Source organism: Acinetobacter sp. YH12039 (assembly GCF_013420015.1).
In the GTDB taxonomy this organism is placed as follows: domain Bacteria; phylum Pseudomonadota; class Gammaproteobacteria; order Pseudomonadales; family Moraxellaceae; genus Acinetobacter; species Acinetobacter amyesii.
The window spans coordinates 20,374-32,661 of sequence record NZ_VOZA01000035.1; the positions used below are offsets into that span (position 1 = coordinate 20,374).

The window sequence follows — 12,288 nt, forward strand, 5'->3', positions numbered from 1 at the left end:
CATTGTTACCTGAGAGCTTTGGTTCCTTGCGAAGCAATGTGAACCTTCCCCTTCGGTGAGTAGGTCTAGCCTACTTCTCTCCAGATTTTTATATGATTACAGTCCTTTTGCCTGAGAGTTTCCTGGGGGAACTTGCTCCTTCGGCGAGCACGATCTGTGCTTCTCTCCTGCAATCATCCATTCGTTTTTTTATTCGGCATTCATCTTGGTATTGCCTTAGTTAGATATGAGCAATATTTGTACCAAATCTCAAGTCCTATTTGGGTCAATATTGTTAAATAATATTTTTATATCGATTTAAGTTGTTAGGTTATAAATTTAAAATCAATTTTTTTATACCTAAATACTTCATCTTTAAAATAAAGGTTTAAAATACTGAATGAAATTTATATCTAGAAAGATTGAAGTTTTATGTCGGATTCTACCCTTTTCTCTTGCTTTGCATCTGTGATCAAAACACATTCTATTGAAGAATTAACTCAAAGTGATTTACTCCGTCTTAAAACTCTGGGAACTATTCAAAGCTTTTATGCACCATTCGAGGCCATAAATCATGATGCAAAAGTGGTCATCGTCGGCATCTGCCCAGGCCAACAACAATGGCGTAATGCATTAATTGCAGCGAAGGACGGCGTAGAGCAGCAATTATCTGAGGAAAACATACTTAAACTTGCCAAGAATAGTGGTGCTTTTAGTGGTCCTATTCGTAAAAATTTAACTCTACTGCTAGATCATATTGGATTACAGAATCAATTAGGCATACAGACCACTGCAGAGCTATTTAGCAATCATCAAGATATGGTGCAAATGTGTTCGGTTTTACAGCAATGTATTTTGGTCAATGGAAAAAATTATGCAGGCTCAACGCCCGCAATGTTGAAAAATGAATTATTAAAACAACATATTGATGATTATTTTATTCCTATGATTCAACAGCTTCCGAACGCAATTTATATTCCGCTAGGCAAAGGTGTAGATGAGGTTTTAAATTATGTAAGCAGCTTAGGCTATTTAAAAGATCAGCAGATTTTAGCAGGACTTCCCCATCCATCGGGTGCGAATGCTGAACGGATCAAATATTTTTTAGGCGAAAAACCACGTGACCAATTGTCTCGACAAACCAATCCCGAGCAGATTGATAGCGCAAAATCACAGATCTTACTTAAGTTATCTAAATTTCAATGAAATAAGATTTACATCACTTAATAATATTTTTTATTTGAATATCGACCACTTATATCAAAGCAGTGCTCAAACAAAACTAGAAAAGTGTGATGTATTTTACTTTTTTGTTTTTCTGTGTGAATATGCGCCAAAATAAATATTGCTTATAAAAATAACGCTAACATGGAAAAACACATGAAAAATTATTTAGTTCTAGGATTTACACTCCTACTACTCACAGGTTGTATTACCGTACCTAAAAATAAACCTGAAACCAGAACCTTGAAGCTAAAAGGTGTGAATACCGTTGAAAACAGTAACGTAATCCAACGAACCATTACTCGAGGTCAATTACTGTACTGGACAAAAATGTCCTGAACTTGCAATTGATTAGCAAAAGAATAAAGGTGAGTATGCACTTTCACTGCATTCTTATGATCAACAGCAGCTTGATATGAATGAAATATCTTTTGTGATCGACGGCAAAGTATTGTCTTATCCTGCAATAGGTCAAACAAATTATCGTCGCTTAGATAATTCAAATGTGATTGATTCTTCTAATACCGTGATGATCCCAGATACTGTGCTTAAACAATTTTGTGACGCAAAAGATATTGCGGTGATTATGAATACCAACCAAGGTGAAATCGCACACTATATGCTAAAAAACCAAAAATCATCAGATGCCTACCGACTATTTTTACGTGCTTACTCTTAAGCCCAAATAGTCTAAAATCAAAATCCCAAAAGTTAGTGTATGTTTTTTGGGGATTTTTTATTCATCTCGCTTTATAAATTGATCAAATGCATCACATGGTCTTTATTTTATTCGTTTAATTAATTGTTTAATTGTCAGTTCACAAATCGGTTGACCTACCTCTAGATGAAGAGGATAGGCTTGATTTTCATCTGTAAGCTTATAGCCACGTCGTTGATAATATTTTATTAATTCTAAACGCCGATCAATCACATACATCACAAATTCTTCAACATTGGGTTCAATCAACATCGCTTGCTGTTCTGCAAATTGCAATAATTTTTTTTCCTAAGCCCTGAGCTTGCTCATTTGGATGAATTGCAAAATGACCAATTTCACAGCTCTTCCCCTGCATTTGAATACCAATACACCCCATGATCTGCGCATGTACCGACTCAATCACATATAAATGAAAATCCCTTTTTTGTAAGAGTTGACTGAGTTGAGACACATTTATTCGATTTCCTCGAACAATATGATGTTCTGTCGTCCAACTCTTGGGATGATTTTCCCGATAGGCTGTATTCATTAAGCTTTCAAGCTGCTGAATATCACCAAGTAAAGCATTTCGTATATTCATATTTTTTTGCTATTTATTTTCATAGGCCTAGTTTACCGAAATAAAAAAACCAGACAATTGTCTGGTTTTTTTATGCAATTTTCTCATCAGTGTGACTTGCTAAAGCTATTCACCAACCGCGTTCGGAACAAAGCAGCGCTTTGTTATTTATCCACTGTGACTCGCTAACGCTACTCACCAACCGCGTTCGGAACAAAGCAACGCTTTGTTATTTATACACTGTGACTTGCTAAAGCTATTCACTAACCGCGTTCGGAACAAAGCAACGCTTTGTTATTTATCCACTGTGACTCGCTAACGCTATTCACTAACCGCGTTCGGAACAAAGCAACGCTTTGTTATTTATCTACTGTGACTCGCTAACGCTACTCACCAACCGCGTTCGGAACAAAGCAGCGCTTTGTTTCCTCACTTGGGTTCAATTGGGGCAAATGGTGCGACTACATCCGCATTTTGTGCGCGGTTACGCATGAAGTGATCCATAAGCACAATTGCCAACATCGCCTCTGCAATTGGTGTCGCACGAACACCGACACAAGGATCATGGCGACCTTTGGTCAACACATCTGTATCTTCACGATTAATCGTAATGGTTTTACCCGGCGTAGTAATGGAAGCTGTTGGTTTCAAGGCGATCGCAACACGAATGTCCTGACCACTCGAAATACCACCCAAAATGCCGCCAGCATGGTTTGCCAAGAAACCATCCGTAGTTAACTCATCACGGGTTTCATGACCAAACTGCTCGGCAACACCAAAGCCATCACCAATTTCAACACCTTTTACAGCGTTGATGGACATCATAGCATGTGCAATATCTGCATCTAAACGATCAAATACAGGCTCGCCCCAGCCAACTGGCACTTGTGTCGCAATAATTTCCAGTTTAGCGCCACAGCTCGTTCCTTGTTCACGAAGTGACGTTACTAGAGCTTCAAAACGTGGGACGGCATCTGCATCACCACAGAAAAATGGGTTATTCGGAACTTCATTCCAGTCCAATTTCTGTGCTTTTTCGGTACCAATTTGCGTTACATGACCACGAATTTCGATGCCGAATTTCTCAAACAAGTATTTTTTAGCAATCGCACCTGCAGCAACACGCATCGCAGTTTCACGAGCACTCGAGCGACCACCACCACGATAATCACGGAAACCATACTTATGTGTATAAGTATAGTCTGCATGACCCGGACGGAAGGTTTGCGCGATGTTGCCATAATCTTTTGATTTTTGATCTGTGTTACGGATCAATAGACCAATCGATGTACCGGTCGTTTTACCTTCAAATACGCCTGAAATAATTTCAACTTCATCGGGTTCTTTACGCTGAGTCGCAAACTTAGATGTGCCCGGCTTACGACGATCCAGATCCTTTTGCAAATCGGCTTCAGTCAGTTCAATACCCGGTGGAACCCCATCGACAATGGCCATCAGACCAACGCCATGAGATTCACCACAAGTCGTTACACGGAAGAGTTGCCCTATACTATTACCTGCCATGTCAAACGACTCCTTATGCTTGAACAGATTGAATGAATAAATCTCGGTATTCGCGGCATTGAGCAGCAGTCAATGCAAAGATACCTGTACCGCCTTTTTGGAACTGTAACCAGTAAAAATCAACGGTATTGAAGTTTTGACGCATTGCCCATTCTGAGTTACCCACTTCGATCACAATTAAGCCATCTTCAGTCAGGTAATCTGCAGCTTGTGCCAACATTTTACGTACAAGATCCAAACCATCTTGACCCGCAGCAAGCGCCATTTCAGGTTCATGGTGGAATTCTTCTGGTAAATCTGCCATGTCTTCAGCATCCACATATGGTGGATTCGACACGATTAAATCATATTGATTTTCTGCTGGAATTTTGGCGAATAAATCAGACTCAAGTAAAGCCACTTGATATTGTTTATTGTGGTGTTCACAGTTAATTTGCGCCACTTCAAGTGCATCTTTAGATAAATCTGTTGCATCAACTTCAGCATCTGGGAATGCATAAGCTAAGGCAATCGCGATACAACCCGAACCCGTACACATATCTAAAATGCGCTGAGGAGTTTTTGGATTGGCATTTTCAGGTAGGTTATTAACCGCAGCACCCATTTCGCCATTTTCACCTAAGCAATACGGCGCAAAACGGTTTTCAATCAATTCTGCAATTGGAGAACGTGGAATCAGTACACGTTCATCGACATAAAATGGCTTACCAAAGAAATACGACAAGTTAAGTAAATAAGACGTCGGAACTTTTTCATTAATACGACGTTCTAACAATGCTAAAAATTCTGCAACTTCACTTGGCAATAATTTCGCATCTAAGATTTCCGCATCTGCATTCCAATCTAGAGATAACGTTTGTAAAACCAATGCTGAGCTTTCAGCAAAATAGTCTTCTGTACCTTGTCCTAAGTGGGCATCATATTGACGTAAAGCTGTTACCCCAAAGCGGATATAATCACGAATTGTAGATAGGTTTTCAGCTGCTTCCTGTAAATGTTCAGGGCTAATAGTCGGTCGATCCACTTAAGGCGTCTCCAGTTCATAATTTTTTAAACGCCCTATGATACCTTGTTTTAATGCTATTTATAATAAAAATACGGCATTATTCACCGCTTGAAAGCATTTCATAACCGTATATATGAGGTCTGATACATTCGCTGAAATGAAATGTGTACTTTATGCCTTTCAGCATTCTATAAAATCTAATTAGATGAAAATTACGAATAAAAACCAATTCAAGCTCAATTGTTTAGCAATTTGTACTTGATCCTAAGCTTTATTTTCTTAAAATCATCCCCATACAAACAGTTAAATTTTAAATGCGGAGCTCCAATGAGCTATAAGCACAATAACCTCATGGCTATGCGTCAAAGCTATTGGGAAGACACTCAGTCTTTAAACGTGCAAACTGAAAAGGCATTTTTTCAGCAACTGCTGATCGAACATCAAGTTTTCCCTGATGCGAGTCTAGAAAACGCACGCACCCTATTTTTTAGCTTACCGAGCATTATTATTGTCAAAGGTTATGCTTCCGGATTTCAAGACGAATCTGTCCAACATCTTATTCATCAACATATTGAAGAACATAAAGCCGCATTGATGCAAAACGATACGGTAAAAATCAAATATCGTTTATAGTTTTATTTCCAATGTGCCTGTCTACGCGGCATCTTGCTTAAGTTTGCAAATGCTTACTGCATATTCAGTAAGTTGAACTATTTTAATACGTTAAGAAACGTTAAAATTAGCTACAATGTATTTTTCTGCGAATTGCTGATTAAAGGATTTAATTTACATGTCAGATCAGAACGATAAGCTCAAACACTTGAAAACGTCTTCTATGGATCGACGCTTATCTATCGCAAAGGCATCGCTACTTGCGGGAACTCGTTGGGCAGCATCAAACGCCACTTCTATTTTTTCGAGTGAGGAAGAAAAAGAGAAAAAGCGTAAAAAAGCCATGAAAGATCAGGCTGAATATCTCGTCGCAGAAATTGGTAAATTAAAAGGTTCAATTGTAAAAATTGGGCAAATGATGGCGTTGTATGGTGAACATTTTCTGCCTGAAGAAATCACGCAAGCCCTCAACACGCTGAACAATCAAACAGTTGCATTGGCATGGCCAGCCATCAAAGTCCAATTACAAAATCAACTAGGCTCAAAGCTTGATGATCTAGTGATTGATCATGAGCCACTTGGCACTGCGTCTTTGGCACAAGTTCACCGTGCAAAACGTAAATCTGATGGTTTAGAACTGGTATTAAAAATCCAGTATCCGGGTGTGGCAGATGCTATCGATTCAGATATGAATCTATTCAAAAACATGCTCAAACTGACACGAATGGTGCCCCAAACGCGTGAATTTGATCAGTGGTTTGATGAAGTTCGTGAAATGATGCATCGTGAAGTAAATTATAAAATCGAAGCAGATACCACACGCCGTTTTGCTGCACGCTTAAAAGAAGATCCACGATATATCGTCCCGCAAATCATTGAAGGTTATTCAACACCTCAAGTACTGTGTATGACCTTTGAACGTGGTGTGCCGATTAACAGCCCAGTAATGCTGTCACTTCCTCAAGAGCGCCGTAATGCCTTAGGTGAAGCATCACTTGAGATTGCCGTACGTGAAATTTTTGAATGGGGTGAAATGCAAACCGATCCTAACTTCGGAAACTATTTGGTCCGTTTGGGCAACGGTGCGGATGTGCCAGATAAAATTGTTCTCCTCGACTTTGGTGCGATTCGGCAGTTCGATGAGCATCTATTAGGGGTTGCGCGTAATTTGATTACCGCGGGTTACCATCACAGCTCTGAGCAAATGGTCAAAGCGATGACAGGTTATGAGTTCTTTGATGGTATTCCACAAAGTATTAAACCTGATATGGCTAAAGTCTTTTTGTTAGCGACAGAGGCATTTAGTAGCACTGCAAATAACCCGGACATCCCTGCTGGTGTTATGGACGAACAACATCGCTATGATTGGAAAAAAAGCCAATTACATAGCCGTGTGATGCAACAAGCGTCAAAATCGATGGCATCTCGTTACTTCTCAGTTCCACCTAAAGAGTTTATGTTTATTAGCCGTAAATTTATCGGTGCATATACCTTTATGACCGTCATTGAAGCAAAAACCAATGTTCGTCGTATGATTCAAAAATATCAATAATCATTCAATGCACACTTCAAGACTTGGCTGACTCAAATGTCAGCCAAGTCAATTTCAAAATAACAATCCTTTTAAGCCTTTTTACTTTTTTATTCTTAATTAATCATTTACCTATAAAACCCCACCTAATCTTGCCGTTTATCTTTGACAATGACGCATGTCATTTATGACATGGTTTTTCTATCTTTGGCATGTCAGCATTAAATAAGAACAACGCAAATGGAAAACAACAATGACCAATATGGTAAACAAGGCTCAAGGATTTGGACTCTCACTTTTAACTAAAATTGCCGGAAGTGATGTACTCGATCAGTTTAAACTGCGCAAATTTGTTGAAAAATCTTTATATCAAAGCTCAAAAGCTGGTTTTAAAACCCTGAGCCAGACACAAAAAGCATTTCAGACCAATAAAGATGTGCATAAGCAACGTTTGCCAAATCAACAAAAATCATTATTTGATTTAAACCTGACTGAAGAACAGCAAATGACTGCTGATGCGATGCAGCACTTTGCCACAGAAGTCTTGTATCCACTTGCTCATCGAGCCGATCAAGAGGAAAGATTTCCTGAAGCGTTATGGCAACATATCCAAGATCTAGGTCTAAATTATTATGCCTTACCTGAAGATTTGGGTGGCGTCGCGGCAGAAAAAAATATCATTAGCAATATCTTAATTGCTGAACAATTGGCTGAAGGTGACTTTAGTTTAACAGCAGGTTTACTGTCGACGTTTAGCTGTATCAACGCCATTACCCAATGGGGTTCCGAATCTGTTCAAGCAACCTACTTAGCGGCATTTGCAGATGATTCAGCCCTACGTGCAAGCTTTGCGGTTCAAGAGGCAACAGCGGCATTTAATCCCTATCAACTTAAAACTCACGCGATTGCTGATGGCCAGCAGTATAAAATCAGTGGGGAGAAAACCTTAGTCCTTCTAGGCGAACAGGCAGATGTGCTGTTAGTGAGTGCCATGCTCAATGGGCAGCCTGAAGTTTTTATTGTGCAACGCGACCAGAGCATTAGCGCAAAAAAAACACCTGCTATGGGTTTGAAAGCCACTGAAACGGTAACTTTAAAATTTGATCAGACCCCTGCCCAACGCTTAGGAGATCAAGATTTCAATTACACCTCATTTATCGATCTTGGCAACTTAATGTGGTGTGCCATGGCTGTTGGCACCGCAACTGCAGTCAAAAAATATTGCATTCAATATGCAAACGAACGTACAGCTTTTGGAGAGCCAATTTCGCACCGTCAAAGTGTGGCATTTATGATTGCAGATATGGCAATCGAAATTGATGCCATGCATATGCTCATCCTCAATGCAGCAAGCCTAGCCGAAGCCGGCAAGCCATTTCATCGTGAAGCCTATTTAGCCCGCGTGCTATGTGCTGAAAAATCGATGAAAATTGGGACCGATGGCGTGCAAATATTAGGTGGTCATGGCTTTACCAAAGAACATCCCGTAGAACGTTGGTATCGAGACTTACGTGCCACAGCGATTCTTCAATCTGGCTTACATGCATAATTCAGCAAAATAAAAACAAGGAAATGTCCATGAACTTACAAAATCCGAAAAAATTTAAATTGCTGATCGACCAAGCCCATGAAGTCGCTTTAAATGTTCTACGCCCTATTTCACGTAAATATGACAAAGCCGAACACGCCTATCCAAAAGAATTAGACATGTTATCTTCCCTCGTTGACGGTATGAATGATGGCGGTGATGGCATGAATGCAGGTGCCGCCGTCAATAAACGTGGCGACACAGACACTGGTAATAAAAACGGTGTCAATATGTCAACAGCCCTCAGTATCATCGAAATGTGCTATGGAGATACAGGCCTGTTGCTCAGTATGCCTCGTCAAGGGCTTGGAAACTCGGCTATTGCAGCAGTAGCCAATGATGAACAACTAGAACGCTTAAAAGGGACTTGGGCCGCTATGGCTATTACAGAACCCAATTGCGGCTCTGATTCAGCAGCTATTCGGACAACAGCGACGAAAGATGGTGATGAATACATACTCAATGGTGAAAAAATCTTTGTCACCTCGGGCGAACGTGCTGATTCTGTGGTGGTTTGGGCAACGCTAGATAAAAAATTAGGCCGTGCAGCGATAAAATCCTTTGTTGTTGAAAAAGGTACGCTGGGCATGACTGTAGAACGCTTAGAACATAAATTGGGTATTAAAGCTTCTGATACTGCTGCCATTAGTTTTGTAGATTGTCGTGTCCCTGCTGCAAACTTATTAGGTAATGCTGAAATTGATGTAGCAAAAGGTTTTGCTGGGGTTATGGAAACTTTTGATAATACTCGCCCGCTCGTTGCCGCGATGGCTGTTGGCTGTGCAAAAGCATCTTTAGAGCGAATTAAAGAAATCTTTAAAGATGAATTAGATGAGCAGTATTCAACACCGATCTTACAAAGCTCGAATATTGCTGCACAAATCTACCGTATGGAAGCAGACTGGGAAGCAGCACGTCTACTCATGCTCAAAGCCGCATGGATGGCCGACAACAAAAAACCTAACTCACGTGAAGCATCCATCGCTAAAGCAAAAGCAGGCCGTGTAGGTAATGAAATCACGTTAAAGTGTGTAGAGCTCGCAGCGGCTGTCGGTTATAACGAAGATGAATTATTGGAAAAATGGGCACGTGATTCAAAAATCCTCGATATATTTGAAGGCACACAGCAAATTCAACAATTAATCGTTGCACGTCGTGAACTGGGTAAAAGTTCAAGCGAATTAAAATAATTTTTTGCTTGAGTAGCTTTAAACTTAGAGATGGATTTTTTTATAGGATCAGTTTATAAACGATCCATCTTTTTGTTTTTCGATCATTATGTTTCAAATCCGACCACTTCAAATTGAAGATAATGCAAGCATTGCCAATGTCATTCGCACAGTTTCCAAAGAATTTGGATTAGCACCTGAATCAGGATTTGCCGTTGCAGATCCAATTTTAGATGATTTATATCACGTTTATGCGCAAGCAAATGCACAATATTGGGTTATTGAAAATCAACACGGTACAATTTTAGGTGGTGGCGGCCTTTCTCCTTTAGCTGGAGATTCAAGCATTTTAGAAATCCAAAAAATGTATTTTATGCCTGAATTACGTGGTCATGGCTTAGCCAAAGATATTTTAGAACTTTGTTTTCAATTCGCCAAAGATCATAATTTTAAAGCGTGTTATTTAGAAACTACACATGCACTTGGACAAGCGGTAAAACTCTATGAAAAAGTAGGATTTGAACACTTACAAGCTCCCAAGGGCAATACAGGTCATAGCCAAGCATGCGAAATTTGGATGCTTAAAACGCTTTAAATAAAATTAGATTCTACAAATTTCACTGGAAAGATTTACAGCTTTATCAAATACAGTTATTTGATGAATGGATATTCTAGTTTTTTATAACTAAAGTTCTCGGGATTTGAATGTTCCCATAATCTTAATAAGTACCATGTTAAGAGAGAAATACTGATTCAATTAACACGATCTTTTTCTCTCTTCACTTAAAAAATCATGTAATTTGAGTACATTTCCATCAATTCTTACAATTTCACTGTACAGACCATCTTAAGAAAATATTGACCTCTAAGTCTCCAGTTCATAATATCGCTTTAGAAATTACACTTAGCCATGATTATTTTAAAGTGAATATAAATGCAGAATGTTCTGAATAAAACTCGCCTTTCAACTCGTCTTTCGTCGCTCCTAAGCGCTCACAGCTTAAAGTTTTCAACTGTTATTATATCTGTAACCCTGATTTCTGGATGTTCATCACTAGGTGGTGGCTCTGTAGAAAAACGTGCAGTTAAACTTTCATCAGGGATCCAAAAGGCCTATTCAGTCAATCCTGAAACTGCAAATCGAGTGTCACCCTACATTGTGCAAACTGCCGATCAATACAACTTAGATCCTTTACTACTGGCTGCCGTTATTCGCCAAGAATCAACTTTCCGCCCTTATGTCAGTTCTCCTGCAGGTGCAGTCGGTTTAACTCAGGTGATGCCACGTTATTGGCAAGCAACATGCCCTGGGGATTTATATGACGAATTAACCAATATTAATTGTGGGTCATTTATTTTAACTAAATATAAAAATGCCGCTGGCAGCATGCCAAAAGCTTTAGCCTACTATAATGTCGGACCTACTGCTTATAACACCAATCGAAAAATGAAAAAACAAGGCAAACGTTATGCAAAACAAGTGAAGCAACATCAAAATAATTTAAAAAGTTCCTTATAATTTCTAAAAATTTAATCTTTTATTTAACCATATAGACCTAACTAAGCTTAAGAGGATAAATTTTGTTAGGTCTAATCTCTTCAATTATTTCATAGATTGACGCATTTTATCTTCATCAAAATATTGCGCAAATAATGCAATACGTTTTTCAACAATTGGATTTTTCATCAGATTTTCAGCTGCACGATTTCCCAATAGTTCAAATGCTTTACCTAGTGCATTTGTTCCTTCATTTTCTGTAACAGCTTTGATTTCAGCATTACAACGTTTAGTAAATAAATCTTGAAATAGAATAGCCATATTTTTATCAATTTTTTGTATCTCAACTGGCGTTACTTTACTATATTTAGAAATTTCTGGATGTGCTGAAAATGCCAAATAAATCCAAGCTGTTAAGTTCTGACTCTCTTTTGCTGAAATTTTATTTACCAAACATTCACTTAGTTTACCCTGATACACACCGGCTGTAGTATTGAAAGAAACAAATGCAAATAAAACTGTAGCTAATAATTTTTTTAAAAACATCTTAAATACCCTATATATTATTAAAGAGACAAACGATTTTATTATATTGATTTATTACACATTTTCATTAGCAAAACATTTTAAATGATATAAAAGAGTTCTAGACGAGTTTATTGTTGATCGGCCTTATTCTTTTTGAATATCTATCATTTCCCTGTTTTTTCTTCTGCTTTTCTTCTTATTTTTCTCTTTTCCATTTTTTCCACACATAAAAAAACACCCCCTGAGATATCAGGGGGTGTTTCGAATAATGAGCTGGCGATGACTTACTCTCACATGGGTAACCCCACACTACCATCAGCGCTAAGAGGTTTCACTTCTGAGTTCGGGAAGG

14 protein-coding genes and 1 riboswitch are annotated in these 12,288 nt (G+C 38.8%); of the genes, 9 read left to right on the plus strand and 5 right to left on the minus strand.

The annotated features are described in order from the left end of the window. Positions 1–89 precede the first annotated feature (89 nt). Positions 90–180, minus strand: a riboswitch (glycine riboswitch). Between the two features lie 231 nt (positions 181–411). From FTT98_RS13100 to FTT98_RS18140, 3 genes are all read left to right on the plus strand, one after another. Beyond that, on the plus strand, positions 412–1,185 hold the full coding sequence (locus FTT98_RS13100; protein WP_180177454.1) for a hypothetical protein: 774 nt from the start codon (positions 412–414) through the stop codon (positions 1,183–1,185). 174 nt (positions 1,186–1,359) lie between these two features. Continuing rightward, positions 1,360–1,542, plus strand: coding sequence for a hypothetical protein (locus FTT98_RS18135; RefSeq protein WP_257224752.1), 183 nt, complete (start codon positions 1,360–1,362; stop codon positions 1,540–1,542). A gap of 76 nt (positions 1,543–1,618) precedes the next feature. Next, positions 1,619–1,882, plus strand: a complete 264-nt coding sequence (locus FTT98_RS18140; RefSeq protein ID WP_252725827.1) for a hypothetical protein — start codon at positions 1,619–1,621, stop codon at positions 1,880–1,882. Between the two features lie 102 nt (positions 1,883–1,984). Here FTT98_RS18140 and FTT98_RS13110 read toward each other — a convergent pair whose 3' ends face one another. The 4 genes from FTT98_RS13110 to prmB all read right to left on the minus strand — a co-directional run bounded on the left by FTT98_RS13110 (position 1,985) and on the right by prmB (position 5,028). Next, positions 1,985–2,197 (minus strand): hypothetical protein, encoded by a 213-nt coding sequence (locus FTT98_RS13110; RefSeq protein ID WP_180026295.1) that lies wholly within the window; start codon positions 2,195–2,197, stop codon positions 1,985–1,987. Continuing rightward, on the minus strand, positions 2,163–2,501 hold the full coding sequence (locus tag FTT98_RS13115) for a GNAT family N-acetyltransferase (RefSeq protein ID WP_180026296.1): 339 nt from the start codon (positions 2,499–2,501) through the stop codon (positions 2,163–2,165). The genes FTT98_RS13110 and FTT98_RS13115 overlap by 35 nt, the downstream gene beginning before the upstream one ends. Positions 2,502–2,909: 408 nt before the next feature. Then, the gene (aroC, locus tag FTT98_RS13120) at positions 2,910–4,004 is read right to left on the minus strand and encodes a chorismate synthase (RefSeq protein WP_180009499.1); all 1,095 of its coding nucleotides are present in this window, start codon (positions 4,002–4,004) and stop codon (positions 2,910–2,912) included. A gap of 13 nt (positions 4,005–4,017) precedes the next feature. Beyond that, positions 4,018–5,028 (minus strand): 50S ribosomal protein L3 N(5)-glutamine methyltransferase, encoded by a 1,011-nt coding sequence (prmB, locus tag FTT98_RS13125; protein WP_078193871.1) that lies wholly within the window; start codon positions 5,026–5,028, stop codon positions 4,018–4,020. A 309-nt stretch (positions 5,029–5,337) separates the two neighbouring features. Here prmB and FTT98_RS13130 point away from each other — a divergent pair, with 309 nt between their 5' ends. From FTT98_RS13130 to FTT98_RS13155, 6 genes are all read left to right on the plus strand, one after another. Next, positions 5,338–5,643 carry a hypothetical protein gene (locus FTT98_RS13130; RefSeq protein WP_180177455.1) on the plus strand — a complete coding sequence of 102 codons (306 nt, stop codon included), beginning with the start codon at positions 5,338–5,340 and terminating at the stop codon, positions 5,641–5,643. A 157-nt stretch (positions 5,644–5,800) separates the two neighbouring features. Continuing rightward, positions 5,801–7,174: an AarF/ABC1/UbiB kinase family protein gene (locus FTT98_RS13135; protein WP_180177456.1), complete on the plus strand. Its 1,374-nt coding sequence runs from the start codon at positions 5,801–5,803 to the stop codon at positions 7,172–7,174. Between the two features lie 241 nt (positions 7,175–7,415). Further along, entirely contained in the window at positions 7,416–8,702 is a 1,287-nt protein-coding gene (locus FTT98_RS13140; RefSeq protein ID WP_180177460.1) for an acyl-CoA dehydrogenase family protein, read from the plus strand. A 29-nt stretch (positions 8,703–8,731) separates the two neighbouring features. Further along, positions 8,732–9,931, plus strand: a complete 1,200-nt coding sequence (locus FTT98_RS13145; protein ID WP_180109163.1) for an acyl-CoA dehydrogenase family protein — start codon at positions 8,732–8,734, stop codon at positions 9,929–9,931. Between the two features lie 88 nt (positions 9,932–10,019). Next, on the plus strand, positions 10,020–10,505 hold the full coding sequence (locus FTT98_RS13150) for a GNAT family N-acetyltransferase (protein ID WP_180177457.1): 486 nt from the start codon (positions 10,020–10,022) through the stop codon (positions 10,503–10,505). 339 nt (positions 10,506–10,844) lie between these two features. Further along, complete coding sequence (locus tag FTT98_RS13155) at positions 10,845–11,429, plus strand: lytic transglycosylase domain-containing protein (RefSeq protein ID WP_168378689.1); 585 nt, start codon at positions 10,845–10,847, stop codon at positions 11,427–11,429. Positions 11,430–11,513: 84 nt separating this feature from the next. On the opposite strand, the gene FTT98_RS13160 is transcribed toward FTT98_RS13155, so the two are convergent. Beyond that, positions 11,514–11,954: a hypothetical protein gene (locus tag FTT98_RS13160; protein WP_180177458.1), complete on the minus strand. Its 441-nt coding sequence runs from the start codon at positions 11,952–11,954 to the stop codon at positions 11,514–11,516. Positions 11,955–12,288: the final 334 nt, after the last annotated feature.